The organism is Nocardioides phosphati (assembly GCF_014646375.1).
Lineage (GTDB): Bacteria > Actinomycetota > Actinomycetes > Propionibacteriales > Nocardioidaceae > Nocardioides > Nocardioides phosphati.
In genome coordinates this window covers 930,844-948,406 of record NZ_BMNI01000001.1, presented here as the reverse complement: position 1 = coordinate 948,406, position 17,563 = coordinate 930,844, and the positions used below count along the sequence as shown (strand labels likewise).

Sequence of the window (17,563 nt, the reverse complement as noted above, 5' to 3'; positions counted from 1 at the left end):
ATCACCGAGGAGGTCGCCATCAGCGCCTAGCGACACGCCCGACGGAGGATTCGTTTCGTACACCACGCCTAGGGACTTGACCGTCTGCCGCCGCTGGACGTGCGGCCACATGCAGCACTCCTGCTGTGTTGAGCACCTGTCGGTCGAGTGCCCGGTGTGCGAGCGATGACTGACCGCAAGTACCCCACCACCTCCCGCGGCTACGAGGGCTTGATGCGCCGCGATGTCCCTCGCGCTCGTCGTAGCAAGCCGTCGCGCCCGGTGTCGATCAAGCCGCCGAAGTGTGACATGTGCGGCAAGTGGTTCGGCCCTGGCGCAGATCACGGCGAGTGTTCCCCGTCCTCGTAGCCCGCCTCTCCCCCTGTTCTTTCGCGCCGTCCACATGGGCGGCGTTTCTCGTTGAAGGAGTTCGCCATGTGTAACCGCATTGATTGGCCGTGTCACAACACCGCCCCGCACGACGCCCCGCATGGCTGCGTCCACCACGCCGCGAACGGTTCCGATGTCCCCGACCGCCATGAGCAGGCGTCGGGCGGCGAGGGGTGATGGATCCGTGATCTGCGACCGCTGCTCTGGCCCGTTGTTCAAGGCGGACGTGCTGTCTGGCGCGTCGGTCTGTACGTCGTGCGAGATCCGCTTGTGTGGCAAGCCGGACGAGTGGTCGCTGTTCGTCGCGGCGTTGAAGTCGTCGGTGCGTTCTGACGGCACGGTGCATGTGAACGATGTGCGCCCGAAGGTTCGAGGTCGGATTGCGCACAAGAAGATCGGGCTCTACTGGACCAAGGCGCAGCAGAAGCGGTTGATCCGGTGGGAGAACGGCTGGGAGCAGTCGACTGATGCCGTCGGGTCGAACCAGGACAAGCTCGCCCGCGTCTACGTCTGGACCTCGGCCGCCTAGTTCTTCGGCGCGGGGGTCAACGTCACCACTCGGGGTTCATGGTGCCTCGTCGTGGATCGAAGGCAGCCCTCATGCCCGCGTCCTCATTCCGCGGGTGACCGTCCTGCCTCCGCGCCGAACCAATCCGCCGCCCATCCCTCCCTCGGGCGGTCCGTGGTGCCGCAACTCCCGACGCGCGCCACAACACAGAAGCCCCCGCTCGCCGACAAGGCGGGCGGGGGCTTCGTCCATCTACCAGAAAGAAGCGTACCCATGAGCAGCATCTACTCCGTAGCAAGCGCGGTGTCGCTTGTCCTCGCGTCGGCTTCGAAGGCCGACCTGCCCGTCCCCGTCCGCGTCGGCTTCAACGGCGAGCGCCTGGACCTGACGTTTGCCACGGTCGCGGACGTGTCGCGGTGGGCGTGGTTCTGCGAGGCAGAACTGGTGACCACGCAGGACGGCGAGAACCCTGACGACGTCCTGCTCGGCTTCGGTGCCGATCTGTACGACCTGCCACTGGTGGCCATGTGCCCGATGCCGCGCATCAAGGCCGCGTCATGACCGCGGGCATCCCGAACGACTACATCGCCGCTGCTGTCATCGGCCTCGTGATCGTCGGCCTGTGCGTGTGGGCGGTGCGTGACTTCTGCCGCGAGCAGCGTGCGACGGCTCAGGCGATGGTGCGCGTGTCGGAGCTGCTGAATGGCGACGACGCACGGCTGCTGGACGAGGGCATAGCGCTGGTCCGCAACTCGGAGACGCCGATCTACGACGCGATCTGGTACGAGCACAACCTCGTGAACCTGCGTGAGGACATGGCTGAGTTCGGGGGCGAGTCGGCATGACCGCCCTCATCTTCACCGCTGGCCTTCTGGTCGGCGGTTCTTTCGTCGCGCTCGTCACGAGCGCATGTGACTGCCTCGATCGACTCGAGGCCGACATGGAGGAGTGGTCGTCATGACCGCCTGGATTCAACTGAGGGTCTGCAAGTCGCGGCTCTACTGGCATGTGCGTCGCGACCACGATGTGCGGAAGCGGTTCGTAGGGACGCGCGGGCTGTACACCTGCTACACGTGCGACACGCACTGGTGGCGGCCGTGATCCGCGCGACTGCACGCTTCGACTGGAGCGCATGGCTGATCGGCGTCTACGTGGACGCCGACTACACCGACCTGATCGACGTGATGATCGGCTTCGGTCCGTTCTGGGTGATCTTCACCTACACCAAGAAGGTGCAGCGCCCATGACCCGCATCGGCCCCCTGACTCGCGCCGAACAGGTCGCTGCCGAACTCGCCGCGATCATCGCAAGCCTCCCGCCCGGAGTGCCCGAATGCGACCCGCTCGACGGGGACATGGTGCCCGACGACTACCCCCTCGACGAGTGGGCCATGACCGCACGCGACAACGCATACGAGAAGGAGATGGGGCTGCGATGAGTGCCGAACTGCTCAGGCGTGCTGCCGCGAAGATGCGCGAGAACGCGGATGCCGCTACCCGTGGTCCGTGGTCGGTCGCGCACGTCGATGGGCAGGGCTTCGCTGTCCACCACGGCGAGCACGACACGGTCTCGCTCTACTCAGACCGTCCGAACGCGGAGCACATCGCGTCGTGGCACCCGGCCGTCGCGCTCGCCGTCGCGGACTGGCTGGACTTCATCGCCCCGTTCTGCCGCTTCGGCGACGACGACTCGCTGCACGCCAAGCACGCTCTAGCCGTCGCCCGCACCTACCTCGGGGAGTCGTGATGTCCCGCGCCGACAACTGCGCCACCTGCGGGCAGAAGATCCGCAACGACATCTGCGCCGCTTGCCTCGACGAATGGGCAGCGCACAAGGCCGACATGGACGCCGAGTATTGGGACGGGGTGGAGGAATGAGCGCTGAGCTGATCCACAACCTCCCCGAACGCGAGTACCACGCCGACACCACGACGCTCTCTGCATCCGGCGCGAAGGTGCTGCTCGGGAAGCGGCCCCCCTCGCAGGACTCGGACGCCCTGTCGTTCGGGAGCCTGGTTCACGTCGTGCTGCTCGAACCCGACCGGCTCGACGAGTACGCCGTACTAGACCCCGACATCATCGGCGTCAAGGCTGACGGATCGCGGGCCGACAACCCGACCGCGACGAAGGCATGGAAGGACGCCGTGTTCGCCGCCAAGCGCGACGGGCTGACGGTCATCTCGCCGGCGACCCTGCACAAGGCGCAGGAGATGGCGATGGCGGTCGAGTTGCACCCTGAGGCGTCTCGGCTCCTTGCTGCCGCCACGGGGCACGAAGTCAGTGCCTATGCCGACCATCCGTCCGGCGCGCGTGTCCGTGCCCGGTTCGATCTCGTCGGCCCCGGCTACATCGCCGACGTCAAGACCACGTTCGACGGCAACCCCGAGGACTTCGGGCGGACCATGCACAAGTACCTGTACCACGTGTCCGCCGCCAACTACCTCGACGTCGCACGAGCCAACGGACTCGACGCCGAACGATTCGACCTGATCTGCGTCGAGAAGGACAAGACCCCCGGTGGCGAATACCGCGTGTCCGTTCTCGAGATCCACCCCGACGCAATCGACCGAGGCCGCGAACTGATGGCACTGGCATGTGACCGCTGGCTGCAACTCGGCAAGCGCATCGACCTGCCCTCCTACGGCCCCGACCGGCACGTCATCGACCTGCCGCCGTGGGGCTACGAGTACGACGACTTCGACGACATCAAGATCGGAGGGGTGGCATGAACACCTCGGAACACACCTGGCGGTACCTGCTGGCCCGCGAGCGCCTTCCCACGGGCGAGAACTACTTCACGGTGCGAGAGGTCCACTCCGGGCCCAACCATGAGTTGAGCTGGACCGAGGATGCGATCGAGCCAAGCGGCGAGACGTGGCGCGAGATCGTCAACACCCTCGCGCTGATGTCCGGCGCGACGAACGGACCCGTCCTAGACCTGACCCTTGACCCGCCCGCCCTTGTGCGCGTGCGCGATCTCGGCGACCCGGCGAAGGGGGCCTAGCCGTGGACATCTCCACCTCCCTCGCCCCGCGGTCGGACCAGATCAACGCAGACGATCTCGTTGCTGGGCCGATGACCGTCACCATCCGCAAGGTCGTCGGCGGAAAGGCCGAGCAGCCGTTCGACTTCCTGCTGGAAGAGACCGACCGCGCGTTCCGGCCCGCTGTCACCATGCGCCGCCTCATCGCAGCAGCATGGGGAACCGACGGCGACCAGTACGTCGGACGCCGCCTCACGCTCTACCGCGACCCGACGATCCGCTTCGGGAAGGACGTCGTCGGCGGAATCCGCATCTCGCACATGTCCCACATCGACAAGCGCATCGAGATCAAGTTGCAGGTCACCAGGGGTAAGCGCGACACGTTCGCCGTCGACCCGCTGCCGACCCCTGCCCCCGTCGACCCGCGCATCGCCGCACTCAAGGCCGAGTGGGCGACGGCTGATGCTGACCGGCGCAAGGTCATCGAGGACGAGGTCGCGACGATCAAGGCGGGTGCGTGATGGGAGTCGACGTCAACCTCTACGCCGAGACCACCGCCACCGATGTAGAGCTCGCTCAGGCCGAAGCATTCTTCGTCGACAGGTCCGACCTTGGCGACAACTGGAGGGGCGACGGCATCTTCTATGTCGACAACTCCTTCGGAGCCCCACGCATCGGACTCCAGACGCTCAGCCGCTACTACGGCGAGCATTACGAGCGCGGCGACTGGCCTCGCATCTACGGCGCCATTCGAGTCATGCAGGCCGCATTCCCGGGAGCGCGCGTCTTCTATGGCGGCGACACGACCGACGACGGCGAAGAGTGCACCGATGAGATGCTGACGCGCATCTGGCGACACTTCCTCAGCCCGAACGGCAACGACTACCGCAAGCCCGTCCGTGCCGAGGTCGCCGCCATCGAAGGTGCGTCGTGATGAGCGCCGAGACTCTGCGTCTGTTCTGCTCGTGCGGGGCGGCGATGACATATAGCGGCTTTGGACCCTTCCTCGCCGCACGTGGCCGCGAGTTCCTTGCTGCACACGAAGCCTGCCGCCGTCCTTCCCCTGACCCCGAGAAGGGAACCGAGCATGAGTGAGCACGAACCGGCACCGCTGGTCGAGCAGATCGCCGACGTCCTGGCGGCGTATCACGTACTCGCCCGGTCCGACGGCAGACAGCGCGACGCCCACCTCGCCTTGCAGCTCGCCCGCCTGGTGGAGCGCGAGAAGCACGACGCGTGGGAAGAGGGCTACCTGCGCGGAACCCTCGACACCACCTCCGACCTTGAACCGGCCGACAACCCCTACGCGCGCGACTGACCCCGCACCAATCAACCCAAGGCCGCCTCACATGAAGCGGCCTTTCGCTTGCCCGAAGGAGGGCACATGAGTGACCACGATGCAGCCTGCGCGCACATCTTCTGTCGCATCCGAACTGCCGGGTTCTTTGCCCGTCGCGACCGCTACGAGTGCATTCACTGCGGCCTCCTGACGAGGGGCTACGACTCGATCGACCGCGTGATGACTCGACCGATCCATCCGCACATGAGCGTCGCCGTCCGGGGCTACAACACGCTCTAGCCGACCGCGACCCATCCCGTCCACCAGCCACCCTCCCCCGGGTGGCTTTCCTGTTTCTAGGAGCACCTCATGTTGAAGAACGACGGCACAACGCTGTCTCTGGACACGATCACCCTGACCGAGCCGGCGCCGGACACTTACCGGGCTGCGTGGGCGACGATCTCGGGCCTGCCTGACGCACTGGATCTCGCGGACGCACTCGGCTGCATCCCGCAGGAGTTCCGGTGAACCTCAAGACCGAACCGGCGTTGGTGCGGGCGGTCCTCGATACCTACGAGCGTGGCGGTTGGCCTGCTGTGAAGGTCGACCATCCGGGCGTCGCGATCGAAGCCGTTCGTCGTTGGGCGAAGGCCCGTGACGAACTCGGCGCCGACTGGCCGACGTGGGACATGCAGACCGAGTGGGCCGAGAAGCAGGAGTCGCGGCGGAAGCAGCGCGAGCAGATGCGTAGTTGGCGGCGGCGTACCAACTACGGCCGACGACTCGTACTCATCGACGCACGGGGAACGATCCGCCGCATCCGTGCCCTGCAAGCGATCGGGTGGACGTTCCAGCACATCGCCGACGAGGCAGGGATGCCCGACCGCTGCCTGATTCCCGACCTTGTGGACCGGAAGACCGTCCGCCCTGAAACGGCGGCGGTGATCGACAAGGCGTATCGGGCGTTGTGCATGAAGCCGGGTCCGTCGAACAAGACGAGGCGTATCGCGGCGAAGAACGGGTGGGCGCCTCCGCTGGCTTGGGACGACATCGACAACGACGAGGCGCCGGTCGCAAGGGTCACCCCGCAGCCCGACTGGATCGACGAGGAAGTGGTCGCACGACTGCTTGCGGGCCACAGGGTCGCGTCGACCCCCGCGGAGAAGAAGGCCGCGCTGGCTCGCTGGCTGGCGAAGGGCCGCAGTGAGGCATCCCTGTGCGAGATGCACGGCTGGGCTGCCGGTCGCTACAAGGAGAAGGGACGTGCGGCATGAGCAGGATCCTGACCGCCGAGGAGCAGGCCGAGATGGCTGCGGACTACATCGAAGGTTGGACGACGACGGAACTCGCTGACTGGTGGGGCGTCTCCGCGAAGTACGTGGCGGATCGGCTGCGCAAGATGGGCGTCGAGTTGCGGCCTCCTGGTTCGCGCCCTGGTTCGCGTGTGCGCCATGTGGATCCGCTGGCTTACGAGGGCCAGTGGGTGCGTGACGGCCTTGTGATGCGTCCGACGTTGGGGCGTGCGTCGTGACCCGCGAACAGATGCTCGAGTTCGCCCGTTACACCGCCGCCGTGATCCGTGCCCGCGACTCGTACCGCACCTCTGAGCACGGTGAGCGTCGGTGCGAGTTCTGCGCCAAGTGGTCTGTGACGACGAGCCGTTGGTGCACGACGCACCGGGACGCGAGGCAGCGCCGATGAACCGGCCAACAACCACCGAAGCCACCTCGCATGGGGCGGCTTCTTGCATTCAAGGAGACGGCATGGCGACTCATCTCGTGACATGCGACTGCGGCTGGGAGCGAGCTTCGGTCACCCCGCGGCATGCGGAACGGATCAAGGCAGAACACGCGAAGAAGTGCGACGGAGTGCCGCCAGTGAAGGCATCTCCTGGTGAGCGCAGCCCGAAGCCGCGCGCCTCATGGGATGACCGGGAGGGTTCGACATGGATCGACAGACTGTGAAGCCACCCTTCGCGTATTACGGCGGCAAGATGGCACTGGCTGAGCGAATCGCCTCGCTCTTGCCGGACCATCAGCACTACGTCGAGCCGTTCGCTGGATCGCTTGCGGTCCTGCTCGCCAAAGCGCCCTCGCGTGCAGAAACGGTCAACGACCTTGACGGGTCACTGATTACATTCTGGCGCGTACTGCGGGACCATCCCGAGTCTCTTGCGAGGGCGGCAGAACTAACGCCGCACTCTCGTCAAGAGTTCGCCGAGTCCTGGGGCGACGATCATGTCGGCGACGAGATCGAACAGGCGCGTCGCGTGTGGGTCCGACTCACGCAGAGCCGCGGACATTCCCTTGCCAAGACGGGATGGAAATTCAGCCGTCGGATCGACGTCGGTCACGCATCGCAGCGCGTTACTTCCTTTGCCGACCGAATGCCCGACGCCGCACGGCGCCTGCGCGGCGTCAGTCTCGAAAACCGCGATGCGCTCGACGTGATCCGCGACTACGGCACAGAGCCCACGGTGTGCATCTATGCGGATCCGCCATATGTGGGATCGACCCGTGCCGCGAACTACGGCGTCGAGATGGCGGCTGACGAGCAGCACATGGACTTCGCGCAGGTCTGCCACGACTCGCGCGCGCCTGTAGTCATCAGCGGGTACAACTCGCCTCTGTATGACGACCTATTCGCCGACTGGCACAGGGTCGAGATCAAGGGCGCGACGACACTCTCGGGCGACACGGATCGCGTCGAGGTTCTGTGGAGCAACCGACCCATCGGCGAGCCTGATCTATTCGGCAGCACGTCGTGATCCGCAAGCCCACCACCCTCATCGACGGTCACCTCGGACGCCTCATCTCCACAACCGGCGTCCTCGTCGGCGTCATCCCTCGCCCGAACGGTGCTGGGGCAGACATCACCATCCGCCTCAACGCAGGCGACGACATCGAGATCCACAAGGAGAAGTCATGAGCCACGACCGTTGCTACGACCACAAGTGCCGCGCGTGCAGCAAGTGCGCGGACACCGACGACACCGAGACGCTGCGACGCGAGGTCGAGCGCCTGCACGTCGTCGTCGACCAGGAGGCACGCGCAAGGCAGCACGCCGAGTCCGAGGTCGCGCGGCTCAAGTCCTACATCGCAGCCGGCGTCGGAGGTGTGCCCGCCAAGCCGCGCCAGATCCAGTGCGACCAGCCCGAGGGGCACGCGCGAGTAGCGGCGTCCGGGGCCAACGTGCTGCCTCCCGGTCCGACGGTCTGCGAGTACGGCCAGCGTCACGGTGTCGGGAGTGCGTCATGAGCGCGTTCACCGTGCGGCAGGCGAAGGCATGGGACAACGACGTCATCCCAGTGCTCGAGCGGCACGGCATCCCACGTCTTCCGACCTCGCACGGCTGGACCCTGACGTGGGCCGACGAGGTCCGGCCCGGTCGTGGTCACTCACTCGATGCGACGTTCTGCGACGGCGAGCAGTACGCGCAGGTGCTCATGGACGTCTACGGCTACCCGAACATCTCGATCGCACTTCTGACGTGGGTTCACGCCGACAGCGACGACGACGAACTGGCGTGCGAGGACTGTGACGAAGGGGAGCCGTCATGACCGTCCGTGTCCACTGCTCCACCCACGGCACCTACTGGCGCTGGACCTGTGACACCTGCGACCTGTGGGACTCCGCGGGCGACTGGGACGAAGCGATGGAAGCAGCGACCGGGCACGCGGTCTACCGGCACGCACGACCGGCGATCAAGTACGTGCTGCCGACATGGAACCCGCTTGACGGACTGCCGGTGATCGACCACAGGCCGCTCTGGATCGACCCCGACCGACCGATGCGCGTCACCTGCAAGGCCGACCAGTGAGCGGCAACTCCGACTGGTGCAACCGCAACCAGCACACCGCCTGCCGCTACGACAACTGCGCCTGCATCTGCCACCTCGACGAAGAAGAGGAGACCGACTGTGCCTGACGACGAACACTGCAACGCCATCGACCACGACGGCTCCGACATGCCGCCACGGTGCGCGCGACTCAAAGACCACGACGGCAAGCACGCATCCGTCTACCTCGCCTCGTGGCCCAAGCACTGGCACCACGAATGGAACGACAAGGAAACGACATGAGCGACCCCAGGATCCTCCCCGACACGACACTCGACACCTACCGGGCCGACATCAAGCGCGCCAACGACAACGACCTCGGACACGTCTGGCTGTGGCGCGCGCAGGAACTCCTCGGACACATCGACGGGACCAGTGAGCAGCGCGACGCGCAGCGCAAGCGAGCCGACAACTACCGCGACACGGAGAACACTCTGCTGCGTGCGGAGACAGCCCGTGCTGACGCCGCCGAGCAGCGTCTGGCCGACAGGGACAAGGCCATCCGCGACCTCACAGATAAGTGGCGGGCCGAGGCCGGGGATGACCCCCGGCACGGAGTCGTGCTACGGACTGCCGCCGCCGCACTCCGTGCCCTGCTGACCGAGGACGGTGCGTGATGGGTGATCTTGCCGAGCGGGTCACGGAGATCCTGGCCCGAGTCCGAGACGAGCACGTCGTGGATGTGTTTCAGCCCAACCTTCTGGGCTGCACTTGTGGCGCATCGCTGCTCATTAGATGCGGCGACGATGGACAGCCGCTATACAACCCCATCATCCAACACCATCACCAAGAGATGGCGTCCGCCGTTGTCGACTGGATGAGCGGCATCGTCAAGGCATCCCTCGACACGTGTCTCCAAATGGGTTCCGTTGAAGCCGTCGCAACTCTTCGCGGGCTGCTTCGCGAACTGACCGAGGAGACGTCGTGATCGGCGCGCGCTGGCGATGCTACGACCCCGACTGCCCCGAAGCCGCATGGAACTACGCCACCGACTTCCCCACAGCCGCAGACACCGCGCGCCAACACCACGCCGAGACGCGACACAACGTGCAGGCATGGCCCGACGAAGAAGGAGGGACCTGATGGCCCGAGACCACGCCCGCATCTACGTATCGATCTGGGACAACCCCGACTTCATCCGACTCCCCTCCGCAGCCCAACACGCCTACCTCATGCTCGGCTCACAAAAGGGCGTGTCCTACTGCGGAGTCGTCGACTACGTGCCCGGCCGGATGCTCCGAAATGCAACCGACCTCACCGAACCCAAGCTCCGCGCCGCCGTCAAGACACTCGCACGAGACAAGTTCGTCGTCGTCGACCAGGGCACACAGGAACTCCTCATCCGCTCATTCATCCGGCACGACAACATCCTCGCCCGGAAGAACATGGGGATCGCGTGCGCCAAAGCCATCGGCAAGGTCCACTCCCAAGACGTTCGAGACGCGCTCATGCACGAACTCGCACGCCTCTACGCCGAAGATCCCAGCCGTGAAGGGTGGGCCGGATTCAAGTCCCACGACCCCATCGCATTCGACATGGCATGCGCAATGGCATTGGACATGGAATAGGAGATCGCATGCGCAATGGCATCCACAATGCGATGGCCCATGCGATCGCCAACTCCCCTTCCCCCTTCCCCCTTCCCCCTCTTCGGGTGCAGGTCATCTGTCTAATCCAAGACCAAGTGCCTACCTCACTGGTACGCGCACGCGATTGGAATTGGCGATGAACGAACATGAAATCGGACGCATCGCCGCCGCCGTCAACGCGCTCCGACCCGACTGGCCCATCGCCTCCATCCAGACGCTCCTGCGGCAACCCGAGCTCGCCCACAGGCCACGCCTCGACGTCGCACTCGCCCTCGTCTGGGTCGCCTGCGACTCCACCACCAAAACCCCCGCCCGCGTCAAAGAACACGGCCCCTGGTGGACCGCAGCAAACCCGACCGACGCCGAACGAGCACCCAAGCCGCCCCGCAGCAACGAAGCCTGCCGGCTCTGCGGCAAACACCTCCACCGCTGCATCTGCGACCAACCACAGACACGACCACCGGACACAACCGCGCCAACGCCCGCCTACCTCACGGCCCGCCAGCAACTCGCTGAGCGGGCCGCAGTCATTTCGGAGGACGCATGACCACCTGCCGCTACGACCGAGACCTCGAGCAGCACCTCACCCCAGACGGCGAACCCTGCACCCACGACGAATACGGCGACCCAACCAAGCACTGCACCGCCCGAACCAACTGCGGGCAGCACATCGGCCACAACGACCTCACCTGCGCCCGCTGCGTAGGACGCACCCGCAACGACATCAAGCGAATCGTCGACCTCGCCGCACTCATGCTCCCAGCCGCCCTCGCAGGCGGCGTCAACTCCGAAGCCGCCAACCTCGCAGCACCCGGAGCCGAGCCCGCAAAGTGGGCCGGACGACGCCTCGCCATGTCCCGCCACCTCACCGCATGGATGCGACTCGGACGCATCACCGAAGAGCAGGCAACCCACGCACTCGCCGCTATGCCCGACGACGACGACCGGCACCCGTACAACCTCCTCGGGCACTGGGACATGGCGATCCGCGAGGACTACCAGCACCCCTCCAACAAGCGCGTCACCGTCGCCAACGCCGCCGACTACCTCATCAACCAGCTCGCCCGCATCGCCCAAGACGAAGGCCAAGACTGGCCCCTGTTCGCCGGGCAAATCCGCAAGTGCCGGCGCCACATGGAATCCGTACTCGCCACCCTCGTCCGCCCCGAACGAGGCGCACCCTGCCCCGCGTGCGTCGAGAACGGCGACAAGGCCCCCCGCCTCGTCCGCAAGTACGGCCACTGGTGCACCGACGACCACTGCCGCGAGCCGCAGCACTACACCGACGACAGCGGGGACACCTGGACCTGCGGTGCCAACCGCGAGCACAGGTGGACCCACGCCGATTACGCCAAGTGGATCGAAACACGCCGCGCCACTACCGCAAGGAGCAACGCATGAGGTACGATTTCGGCAGGCGCGCACCATTCGCCGCAACTCCCTGCGAGAGCCTTCCCAAAAACCGCCCCGAGCCTCACGGTCGGGGCGTTCGTCTTTCACGAGGGAGGTCGTCGTGATCGACATTCTCGCCGCGCTTGAGTCAGCCACACCCGCAGCAACCGGGCAGTGCGCACTCCAGCGCAACCTGGACTCCATCCCCGCCGAGACGCCCGGACTCGACCAGCTCCTCGCAGCAGTCGACAACCGCGACGAGATGTCCGCGCCCCGACTCGGCAAGGTGCTCGCAGCCCTCGGCATCGGCGTCTCGGTCACCACCATCCGCGCGCACCGAGCAGGCACCTGTGCCTGCTACCTCCGGGGCTGAGCGTGGACATCCACGCCGCCATCGCATCCGTCTCGCCCAAGGCCCGCAACCGCATCCTCGTCCTCGACGTCGAACGACTCCCCGGCATCACGCAGCAACGATGGTGGGACCGCGGCGACCTCAAGAACCGCTACATCCACCACGAGACAGTCATCCGCGAACCACGCACCACCATCGTGTGCGCCAAGTGGTACGACTCCCCCGACGTGATCCGCCTCGCCGAGTGGGACAAGGGCGGACGAGGCCAGTTCCTCAAGAACGTCCACCGACTCGTGTCCAACGCCGACATCATCGTCGGCCACAACGTCGACGGAGCCGACGTGCCCTGGCTCATGGGCGACTTCTACCTCCCGCGCATCGGCCACAAGCACATCCCGAAGCTGGCACCCCTGCCGCCGTTCAAGACCGTCGACACGCTCAAGGTGCTGCGGTCACAGTTCAAGACCGGCATGCCCTTCAAGGGACTCGACGCCGCGCTCCAGATCCTCGGGCACAGCGGCAAGACCGACCGCTACGACCCCGACGCGATGGAGCGGGCAGTCGCAGGATCCGTCGAAGACCGCGACCGCCTCGTCGACTACTGCGCTGGCGACGTGATCGGCGGCCAATGGATCTACGACTGGGCACGACCGCACATCAAGAACCACCCCGCGCTGTTCGTCGACGGCAAGGACCGCCTCACCACCTGCAACCGATGCGGCCACGAGACGAAGCCCATCGCACGCAGGTACGTCGCCAATGTCATGACCTACACGATGCACCGCTGCACCAGTTGCGGCGGACACTCGCGACTCAGCATCGAGCCCGAGCGCATGTCCATCGTGCGCGGCGTCTGACCTCGCAACCCCTTCGTCCCGTGATGGGCGGTGATCCCGATGGCAACCGTCTTCCCTAGCGCCACTGAACGTGCGCGCATCGAGGCCGAGCTGATCGAGACAGCGCACTACGCGGCACGGCAGCAGCGGGTCATTGGCACGTCGGCGTACCCGAGCAAGTGGGACGACGCGCACCACTTGCTCGATGACCTGCTGGACGACTGGCTGGCCGCACGTGGCTGACTACGGCCACGACCACCGTGCTCGACGTGCCGCACTACAGCCCAACATCGACGCGGGCAACGGCTGGTGTCACGAGCTCGTCTGCCTCAAGACATCGCGAGCCATCGACCCCGATGACGAGTGGGACCTAGCCCACGACAGGCGCGTATGCCCCGGCAAGAACCGCCACCGCTGTGTCGACGCCTGCTACCTCGGGCCAGCCCACGCACAGTGCAACCGCAGTGAGGGCGGCGTCGAGAAGCACCGCAAGGCCGACACGCGCAAGAGATGGCGGATCTGACGCCCGGTTCTTTAGGAACGGCGACCAGCAGGACCCCAGGAGCAGGGGCTCCCTCTATCTACGAACCCCCCTCCCCCCTTCAAGGTGGTGAACGCCGTGAGCGATGAGGCCAAGCCGACCCTGCTCGAGGCGGTGGAGTCGGGCGATGTGCTCGAGATGCTGCTGGCCCAGCGCCGGCTCATCGCGGAGTCGCTGTCGTCGGCGGCGGAGAACACGCGCCCGCAGTTCAACAACGAGCTGAACAAGCTGCATGGACTGATCGCCGCCGAGCAGGCGCGCCGTGATGCGGCGGCGGAGGAAGCGGGCGAGGGTGGCAGCGGCGAAGCTGTTGACGAAGCCTTCGACCCCGCGGCTATCTGACGTAGCCCGGCATGTCGTGGTCCCGAAGGGGATCGTGACGACGGGCTTCCCTGCGGTTGAGGCGAAGTGCCGCGACCTGGGCATCCGCTTCCGTTGGTGGCAGCGCCCAATCGCGCAGATCATCCTGGGCAAGCGGGCCGACGGGAAGTACGCCTCGACGATCGGCGGCACTGGCCTGTCGATTCCGCGACAGGTCGGCAAGACGTTCCTTGTCGGCGCGATCATCTTCGCTCTCTGCCTGCTCCGCCCGAACCTCACGGTCGTCTGGTCGGCGCATCGCCTCCGCACTGCGGAGGAGACATTCAAGAAGATGCAGGCGCTGGCGCGTCGGAAGAAGATCGCGCCGTTCGTCGCCAAGATCACGCTCGGCTCTGGCGAAGAGTGCATCGAGTTCACGAACGGTTCGCGCATCATGTTCGGCGCTCGGGCCGCGGGCTTCGGTCGCGGCTTCGACGAGGTCGATGTCGTGGTGTACGACGAGGCTCAGATTCTTGACGACGCCGCGCTTGACGACATGATCCCGGCGATGAACCAGTCCCGTCAGGACTGCGGCGCGCTGTTGCTGTTCATGGGCACGCCGCCGAAGCCGACGGACAAGTCTGAGGTGTTCACGCGGATGCGCCAGGAGGCGCTGTCTGGCGAGGACGATGACACGGCGTGGATCGAGTTTGGAGCGGATCCGTCCCATGTCGTGACTGCTCTCCCGGCTCCGCTGACGGAGCGGGACTGGGCGCAGGTAGCGAAGGCCAACCCGTCGTTCCCTGATGACACCTCGCGCGAGGCGATCCTGCGGATGCGCAAGAAGCTCGGGCAGGCGTCGTTCCTGCGTGAGGGCTTGGGGATCTGGGACGAACTGCGCAAGAACTTCGCGTTCGGCGCCGGCCGCTGGGAGCAGTGCATGGTCGAGGATCCCGGCCCGCAGGTTGACGCCATCGCGTTGTCGGTGTCGATGGATCGGATGCACGCTTCGATCGGCGCGGCTGGGTGCGTGCGGATCGGTGACGACGAGCGCGTGTTTGGCGCCGCGGTCGACCGACGCGAGGGCACTGGCTGGCTGGTCCCCGAGGCGAAGCGCCTGCATGACGCCTACGGGTGTGCGGTGGTCGTGGCTCGCTCGGCTGCTGACCTGATCCCGGCGCTTGAGGCGGTGGGCCTGACGCAGGACTCGGGTCTGGTGATCGCTCGGACGGGCGACTCGCAGGATGCCTGCGCTCAGATCTTCGACCGCGTCCAGGCGGGCACATTCGCCCACGCGAACCACGACGACCTTGACGACGCCGTGTACGGCGCGCACCGCAGGACGACCCCTGAGGGCCGTTGGGTGTGGGACCGCAAGAACTCCGAGACGGACGTTTCGATGCTCGAGGCCGTGACCCTCGCTGCGTGGCAGGCCGCGCTGACTACGCCCGACTACGACGTACTCCAGAGCTTCTACTGAGGAGGGCCTGATGTCGAAGACCGACGTTCTCGACCTTGCTGGCCTGTGCCTTCTGGCGCTGTTTGGCTTCGCGATCTGGCCGCCGCTGTGCCTGGCCGTGTTTGGCGCGGGCATGCTGCTGGCGTCGCGCGAGCTGGCGCGGGGTGACCAGTGAGCCTGTTCTTCCGCTCATCGCGCCCCGAGGCTCGCGACATCTCGTCGCTGCCGTGGAGTCATGGCGGCGATTCGCCGATCGCTGACGCCTCGCTCGAGGGGTCGCTGGGGCTGATCCCGGTGTACGCGTCGGTGCGCCTGGTGTCCGAGGCCGTCGCCTCCCTCCCTCTTCAGGCGTACCGCAAGGGTGCCGACGGCGAGCGTCAGGCGATGACCCTGCCTGCCGTGTTCGACTCGCCGTCGAACCGGGGCACGCGGATCGACTGGCTTCAGCGGTGCATGACGTCGCTCCTCCTGCGCGGCAATGCCTACGGCCTGATCGTTGGCAGCGACCGGGACACGCCGGGCATGCCGAAGATGATCGAGTGGCTGCACCCCGACAAGGTCCGCTTGCACGACGGTCGGTGGTACTACAACGGCCGCGAGATCCCGGACGCGCAGATGCTGCACATCCCGGCGATGGTGCTCCCCGGCTCGCGGCTGGGCGTCTCTCCGCTCTCTGCGTGCTCGGCTGCGATCACTGCTGGCAAGTCCACGGAGCAGTTCATGGCGTCGTGGTACGGCAACCGGGCGATCCCGTCGGTGCATGTGCAGAACGCCGACAAGACGCTCACGCCAGAAGAGGCCGCGGTCGTCAAGGAGCGGACGCTGGCGACGATGCGCGCGGGCGAGCCGTTCGTCACCGGCAAGGACTGGAAGCTCGACTTCCTGTCGCTCTCCGCGAACGATGCCGGGTTCGTGTCCGCCGCGCGACTGACCGCCTCGCAGGTCGCATCCATCTTCGGCATCCCGCCCGAGATGGTCGGCGGCGAGGCGGCCGGCTCACTGACGTACTCCACGGTCGAGCTCAACCAGATCCAGTTCCTGACGAACAGTCTGCGCCCATGGCTGGTGCGGCTCGAAGCGGCGTTCTCGTCGATGATGCGGCCCGGCGAGTACGTGAAGTTCAACGTCGACTCCCTGATCCGCGTGGACACGAAGACCCGGTTTGAGGTGCACAAGATCGCGCGCGAGATCGGCTTGCACAACGTCGATGAGATCCGCCGTCTCGAGGACGAGGCGCCCCTGCCGAATGGGCAGGGCCAGGACTACACGCCCCTTGCGACCAAGGCTGCGGCGGCGACGGAGAAGCGTTCCCAAGAGGAGGGTTCATGACGAACGAGCTCGAGCGGCGACTGCTCCGAGAGCCGGTGGCACTGCGTTCCGCGAAGGACGACGGACCGCCCCGCATTGGTGGGTATGCGCTGAAGTTCAACAAGCTGTCCCGCAACCTCGGCGGCTGGGTTGAGCAGATCGACCCGTCGTCGCTGTCGAAGTCTGCGGGCGACGGTTGGCCCGGCGTCATGGCTCGGTACAACCATGAGGTGCTGCTGGGCTCCATTGCGGGCGACTCACTGCGCCTGATGGTCGACGGCACTGGCCTTGACTACGAGGTCGACCTTCTGGACGACGCCGACTCCGAGCGGGTCCGCAAGCTGGTTGCGCGAGGCGATGTGGCCCGCTCGTCGTTCGCTGCGTACATGCACGAGTCGGACTGGTCACTGACGCCCGACGGGTTCCCCCTGCGGACCGTGCTGGGCATGTCACTGGTCGATGTCGCCCCGGTCGATGACCCCGCCTACTACGACACCTCCACCGGCCTGCGCTCCCTCGCGGACGCGCGCAGCATGGAGGTCGTCGAGGTTGAGGAGATGGCCCGGCAGAACCGTCTGGCCGACCTCATCAAGCCCGCACCGATCATGGTGGATCTGGGCTCCCGAAACTCCGGCCAGTCCGAGCAGGGCGAAACCCACTCGGCAGGACGGCTCCAGGTGATGCTGCGCGCCTTGGAGATGAAGAAGCAGCTCTGACGGCAGGGCGCAACCCACCGTCGAACTTCCAATTCCCCTCCGCCCCCGCACCGACTGGTCGGGGGCTTTCGCATGCCCAAGGCATGCAGAAAGGA

General features: G+C 66.2%; 35 protein-coding genes. All 35 read left to right on the top strand.

Going from position 1 to position 17,563, the window contains the following annotated elements; translation table 11 throughout:
• The first annotated feature begins 553 nt into the window (after positions 1 to 553).
• The 35 genes from IEX47_RS04880 to IEX47_RS04715 all read left to right on the top strand — a co-directional run bounded on the left by IEX47_RS04880 (position 554) and on the right by IEX47_RS04715 (position 17,468).
• The gene (locus IEX47_RS04880; RefSeq protein WP_188782811.1) at positions 554 to 898 is read left to right on the top strand and encodes a hypothetical protein; all 345 of its coding nucleotides are present in this window, start codon (positions 554 to 556) and stop codon (positions 896 to 898) included.
• Positions 899 to 1,150: 252 nt separating this feature from the next.
• Positions 1,151 to 1,438 (top strand): hypothetical protein, encoded by a 288-nt coding sequence (locus IEX47_RS04875; RefSeq protein ID WP_188782810.1) that lies wholly within the window; start codon positions 1,151 to 1,153, stop codon positions 1,436 to 1,438.
• Entirely contained in the window at positions 1,435 to 1,722 is a 288-nt protein-coding gene (locus tag IEX47_RS04870) for a hypothetical protein (protein WP_188782809.1), read from the top strand. Before IEX47_RS04875 ends, IEX47_RS04870 begins: the two co-directional genes overlap by 4 nt.
• 228 nt (positions 1,723 to 1,950) lie before the next feature.
• Entirely contained in the window at positions 1,951 to 2,124 is a 174-nt protein-coding gene (locus tag IEX47_RS04865) for a hypothetical protein (protein ID WP_188782808.1), read from the top strand.
• Complete coding sequence (locus tag IEX47_RS04860; RefSeq protein WP_188782807.1) at positions 2,121 to 2,315, top strand: hypothetical protein; 195 nt, start codon at positions 2,121 to 2,123, stop codon at positions 2,313 to 2,315. The genes IEX47_RS04865 and IEX47_RS04860 overlap by 4 nt, the downstream gene beginning before the upstream one ends.
• A complete protein-coding gene (locus IEX47_RS04855; RefSeq protein WP_188782806.1) occupies positions 2,312 to 2,623 on the top strand; it encodes an ead/Ea22-like family protein in 312 nt (103 codons plus the stop codon). The genes IEX47_RS04860 and IEX47_RS04855 overlap by 4 nt, the downstream gene beginning before the upstream one ends.
• Complete coding sequence (locus tag IEX47_RS18080; protein ID WP_268238941.1) at positions 2,623 to 2,754, top strand: hypothetical protein; 132 nt, start codon at positions 2,623 to 2,625, stop codon at positions 2,752 to 2,754. Before IEX47_RS04855 ends, IEX47_RS18080 begins: the two co-directional genes overlap by 1 nt.
• The gene (locus IEX47_RS04850; RefSeq protein WP_188782805.1) at positions 2,751 to 3,605 is read left to right on the top strand and encodes a PD-(D/E)XK nuclease-like domain-containing protein; all 855 of its coding nucleotides are present in this window, start codon (positions 2,751 to 2,753) and stop codon (positions 3,603 to 3,605) included. Before IEX47_RS18080 ends, IEX47_RS04850 begins: the two co-directional genes overlap by 4 nt.
• A complete protein-coding gene (locus IEX47_RS04845; protein WP_188782804.1) occupies positions 3,602 to 3,880 on the top strand; it encodes a hypothetical protein in 279 nt (92 codons plus the stop codon). The genes IEX47_RS04850 and IEX47_RS04845 overlap by 4 nt, the downstream gene beginning before the upstream one ends.
• 2 nt (positions 3,881 to 3,882) lie before the next feature.
• A complete protein-coding gene (locus IEX47_RS04840) occupies positions 3,883 to 4,380 on the top strand; it encodes a hypothetical protein (RefSeq protein ID WP_188782803.1) in 498 nt (165 codons plus the stop codon).
• On the top strand, positions 4,380 to 4,793 hold the full coding sequence (locus tag IEX47_RS04835) for a hypothetical protein (RefSeq protein ID WP_188782802.1): 414 nt from the start codon (positions 4,380 to 4,382) through the stop codon (positions 4,791 to 4,793). Before IEX47_RS04840 ends, IEX47_RS04835 begins: the two co-directional genes overlap by 1 nt.
• 153 nt (positions 4,794 to 4,946) lie before the next feature.
• Positions 4,947 to 5,177, top strand: a complete 231-nt coding sequence (locus IEX47_RS04830; RefSeq protein ID WP_188782801.1) for a hypothetical protein — start codon at positions 4,947 to 4,949, stop codon at positions 5,175 to 5,177.
• Between the two features lie 66 nt (positions 5,178 to 5,243).
• Positions 5,244 to 5,438, top strand: a complete 195-nt coding sequence (locus tag IEX47_RS04825; protein ID WP_188782800.1) for a hypothetical protein — start codon at positions 5,244 to 5,246, stop codon at positions 5,436 to 5,438.
• A 69-nt stretch (positions 5,439 to 5,507) separates the two neighbouring features.
• Entirely contained in the window at positions 5,508 to 5,666 is a 159-nt protein-coding gene (locus tag IEX47_RS04820; RefSeq protein WP_188782799.1) for a hypothetical protein, read from the top strand.
• On the top strand, positions 5,663 to 6,412 hold the full coding sequence (locus IEX47_RS04815) for a hypothetical protein (RefSeq protein WP_188782798.1): 750 nt from the start codon (positions 5,663 to 5,665) through the stop codon (positions 6,410 to 6,412). The genes IEX47_RS04820 and IEX47_RS04815 overlap by 4 nt, the downstream gene beginning before the upstream one ends.
• On the top strand, positions 6,409 to 6,669 hold the full coding sequence (locus IEX47_RS04810; protein WP_188782797.1) for a hypothetical protein: 261 nt from the start codon (positions 6,409 to 6,411) through the stop codon (positions 6,667 to 6,669). Before IEX47_RS04815 ends, IEX47_RS04810 begins: the two co-directional genes overlap by 4 nt.
• A 414-nt stretch (positions 6,670 to 7,083) precedes the next feature.
• Positions 7,084 to 7,905, top strand: coding sequence for a DNA adenine methylase (locus IEX47_RS04805; RefSeq protein ID WP_188782796.1), 822 nt, complete (start codon positions 7,084 to 7,086; stop codon positions 7,903 to 7,905).
• A complete protein-coding gene (locus IEX47_RS04800; RefSeq protein ID WP_188782795.1) occupies positions 7,902 to 8,066 on the top strand; it encodes a hypothetical protein in 165 nt (54 codons plus the stop codon). Before IEX47_RS04805 ends, IEX47_RS04800 begins: the two co-directional genes overlap by 4 nt.
• Positions 8,063 to 8,395, top strand: coding sequence for a hypothetical protein (locus IEX47_RS04795; RefSeq protein ID WP_188782794.1), 333 nt, complete (start codon positions 8,063 to 8,065; stop codon positions 8,393 to 8,395). The genes IEX47_RS04800 and IEX47_RS04795 overlap by 4 nt, the downstream gene beginning before the upstream one ends.
• The gene (locus IEX47_RS04790; RefSeq protein WP_188782793.1) at positions 8,392 to 8,697 is read left to right on the top strand and encodes a hypothetical protein; all 306 of its coding nucleotides are present in this window, start codon (positions 8,392 to 8,394) and stop codon (positions 8,695 to 8,697) included. The genes IEX47_RS04795 and IEX47_RS04790 overlap by 4 nt, the downstream gene beginning before the upstream one ends.
• Positions 8,694 to 8,957, top strand: a complete 264-nt coding sequence (locus tag IEX47_RS04785; protein WP_188782792.1) for a hypothetical protein — start codon at positions 8,694 to 8,696, stop codon at positions 8,955 to 8,957. Before IEX47_RS04790 ends, IEX47_RS04785 begins: the two co-directional genes overlap by 4 nt.
• Positions 8,958 to 9,056: 99 nt before the next feature.
• Positions 9,057 to 9,218 carry a hypothetical protein gene (locus tag IEX47_RS04780; RefSeq protein WP_188782791.1) on the top strand — a complete coding sequence of 54 codons (162 nt, stop codon included), beginning with the start codon at positions 9,057 to 9,059 and terminating at the stop codon, positions 9,216 to 9,218.
• Entirely contained in the window at positions 9,215 to 9,592 is a 378-nt protein-coding gene (locus tag IEX47_RS04775) for a hypothetical protein (RefSeq protein WP_188782790.1), read from the top strand. Before IEX47_RS04780 ends, IEX47_RS04775 begins: the two co-directional genes overlap by 4 nt.
• The gene (locus IEX47_RS04770) at positions 9,592 to 9,903 is read left to right on the top strand and encodes a hypothetical protein (RefSeq protein ID WP_188782789.1); all 312 of its coding nucleotides are present in this window, start codon (positions 9,592 to 9,594) and stop codon (positions 9,901 to 9,903) included. Before IEX47_RS04775 ends, IEX47_RS04770 begins: the two co-directional genes overlap by 1 nt.
• Before the next feature lie 154 nt (positions 9,904 to 10,057).
• A complete protein-coding gene (locus IEX47_RS04765; protein WP_188782788.1) occupies positions 10,058 to 10,543 on the top strand; it encodes a hypothetical protein in 486 nt (161 codons plus the stop codon).
• Positions 10,544 to 10,700: 157 nt separating this feature from the next.
• Positions 10,701 to 11,111, top strand: coding sequence for a hypothetical protein (locus tag IEX47_RS04760; RefSeq protein ID WP_188782787.1), 411 nt, complete (start codon positions 10,701 to 10,703; stop codon positions 11,109 to 11,111).
• A complete protein-coding gene (locus IEX47_RS04755; protein ID WP_188782786.1) occupies positions 11,108 to 11,965 on the top strand; it encodes a hypothetical protein in 858 nt (285 codons plus the stop codon). The genes IEX47_RS04760 and IEX47_RS04755 overlap by 4 nt, the downstream gene beginning before the upstream one ends.
• Before the next feature lie 112 nt (positions 11,966 to 12,077).
• Positions 12,078 to 12,329, top strand: coding sequence for a hypothetical protein (locus IEX47_RS04750; protein ID WP_188782900.1), 252 nt, complete (start codon positions 12,078 to 12,080; stop codon positions 12,327 to 12,329).
• A gap of 2 nt (positions 12,330 to 12,331) precedes the next feature.
• A complete protein-coding gene (locus tag IEX47_RS04745) occupies positions 12,332 to 13,165 on the top strand; it encodes a 3'-5' exonuclease family protein (RefSeq protein ID WP_229662620.1) in 834 nt (277 codons plus the stop codon).
• A 39-nt stretch (positions 13,166 to 13,204) separates the two neighbouring features.
• Positions 13,205 to 13,387: a hypothetical protein gene (locus tag IEX47_RS04740; RefSeq protein ID WP_188782785.1), complete on the top strand. Its 183-nt coding sequence runs from the start codon at positions 13,205 to 13,207 to the stop codon at positions 13,385 to 13,387.
• A 376-nt stretch (positions 13,388 to 13,763) separates the two neighbouring features.
• A complete protein-coding gene (locus tag IEX47_RS04735; protein ID WP_188782784.1) occupies positions 13,764 to 14,027 on the top strand; it encodes a hypothetical protein in 264 nt (87 codons plus the stop codon).
• A gap of 34 nt (positions 14,028 to 14,061) precedes the next feature.
• Positions 14,062 to 15,465, top strand: coding sequence for a terminase large subunit domain-containing protein (locus tag IEX47_RS04730; RefSeq protein WP_188782783.1), 1,404 nt, complete (start codon positions 14,062 to 14,064; stop codon positions 15,463 to 15,465).
• Positions 15,466 to 15,475: 10 nt separating this feature from the next.
• Positions 15,476 to 15,619, top strand: coding sequence for a hypothetical protein (locus IEX47_RS04725; protein ID WP_188782782.1), 144 nt, complete (start codon positions 15,476 to 15,478; stop codon positions 15,617 to 15,619).
• On the top strand, positions 15,616 to 16,773 hold the full coding sequence (locus IEX47_RS04720; protein ID WP_188782781.1) for a phage portal protein: 1,158 nt from the start codon (positions 15,616 to 15,618) through the stop codon (positions 16,771 to 16,773). Before IEX47_RS04725 ends, IEX47_RS04720 begins: the two co-directional genes overlap by 4 nt.
• On the top strand, positions 16,770 to 17,468 hold the full coding sequence (locus tag IEX47_RS04715) for an HK97 family phage prohead protease (protein ID WP_188782780.1): 699 nt from the start codon (positions 16,770 to 16,772) through the stop codon (positions 17,466 to 17,468). Before IEX47_RS04720 ends, IEX47_RS04715 begins: the two co-directional genes overlap by 4 nt.
• Positions 17,469 to 17,563 lie beyond the last annotated feature (95 nt).

Coding starts and splice junctions, on each gene's coding strand:
- IEX47_RS04795 (WP_188782794.1), top strand. CDS start 8,063: ATGAGCCACGACCGTTGCTACGACCACAAGTGCCGCGCGTGCAGCAAG.
- IEX47_RS04755 (WP_188782786.1), top strand. CDS start 11,108: ATGACCACCTGCCGCTACGACCGAGACCTCGAGCAGCACCTCACCCCA.
- IEX47_RS04830 (WP_188782801.1), top strand. CDS start 4,947: ATGAGTGAGCACGAACCGGCACCGCTGGTCGAGCAGATCGCCGACGTC.
- IEX47_RS04835 (WP_188782802.1), top strand. CDS start 4,380: ATGGGAGTCGACGTCAACCTCTACGCCGAGACCACCGCCACCGATGTA.
- IEX47_RS04810 (WP_188782797.1), top strand. CDS start 6,409: ATGAGCAGGATCCTGACCGCCGAGGAGCAGGCCGAGATGGCTGCGGAC.
- IEX47_RS04765 (WP_188782788.1), top strand. CDS start 10,058: ATGGCCCGAGACCACGCCCGCATCTACGTATCGATCTGGGACAACCCC.
- IEX47_RS18080 (WP_268238941.1), top strand. CDS start 2,623: ATGTCCCGCGCCGACAACTGCGCCACCTGCGGGCAGAAGATCCGCAAC.
- IEX47_RS04770 (WP_188782789.1), top strand. CDS start 9,592: ATGGGTGATCTTGCCGAGCGGGTCACGGAGATCCTGGCCCGAGTCCGA.
- IEX47_RS04850 (WP_188782805.1), top strand. CDS start 2,751: ATGAGCGCTGAGCTGATCCACAACCTCCCCGAACGCGAGTACCACGCC.
- IEX47_RS04775 (WP_188782790.1), top strand. CDS start 9,215: ATGAGCGACCCCAGGATCCTCCCCGACACGACACTCGACACCTACCGG.
- IEX47_RS04785 (WP_188782792.1), top strand. CDS start 8,694: ATGACCGTCCGTGTCCACTGCTCCACCCACGGCACCTACTGGCGCTGG.
- IEX47_RS04725 (WP_188782782.1), top strand. CDS start 15,476: ATGTCGAAGACCGACGTTCTCGACCTTGCTGGCCTGTGCCTTCTGGCG.
- IEX47_RS04870 (WP_188782809.1), top strand. CDS start 1,435: ATGACCGCGGGCATCCCGAACGACTACATCGCCGCTGCTGTCATCGGC.
- IEX47_RS04715 (WP_188782780.1), top strand. CDS start 16,770: ATGACGAACGAGCTCGAGCGGCGACTGCTCCGAGAGCCGGTGGCACTG.
- IEX47_RS04825 (WP_188782800.1), top strand. CDS start 5,244: ATGAGTGACCACGATGCAGCCTGCGCGCACATCTTCTGTCGCATCCGA.
- IEX47_RS04820 (WP_188782799.1), top strand. CDS start 5,508: ATGTTGAAGAACGACGGCACAACGCTGTCTCTGGACACGATCACCCTG.
- IEX47_RS04845 (WP_188782804.1), top strand. CDS start 3,602: ATGAACACCTCGGAACACACCTGGCGGTACCTGCTGGCCCGCGAGCGC.
- IEX47_RS04790 (WP_188782793.1), top strand. CDS start 8,392: ATGAGCGCGTTCACCGTGCGGCAGGCGAAGGCATGGGACAACGACGTC.
- IEX47_RS04860 (WP_188782807.1), top strand. CDS start 2,121: ATGACCCGCATCGGCCCCCTGACTCGCGCCGAACAGGTCGCTGCCGAA.
- IEX47_RS04855 (WP_188782806.1), top strand. CDS start 2,312: ATGAGTGCCGAACTGCTCAGGCGTGCTGCCGCGAAGATGCGCGAGAAC.
- IEX47_RS04805 (WP_188782796.1), top strand. CDS start 7,084: ATGGATCGACAGACTGTGAAGCCACCCTTCGCGTATTACGGCGGCAAG.
- IEX47_RS04740 (WP_188782785.1), top strand. CDS start 13,205: ATGGCAACCGTCTTCCCTAGCGCCACTGAACGTGCGCGCATCGAGGCC.
- IEX47_RS04760 (WP_188782787.1), top strand. CDS start 10,701: ATGAACGAACATGAAATCGGACGCATCGCCGCCGCCGTCAACGCGCTC.
- IEX47_RS04875 (WP_188782810.1), top strand. CDS start 1,151: ATGAGCAGCATCTACTCCGTAGCAAGCGCGGTGTCGCTTGTCCTCGCG.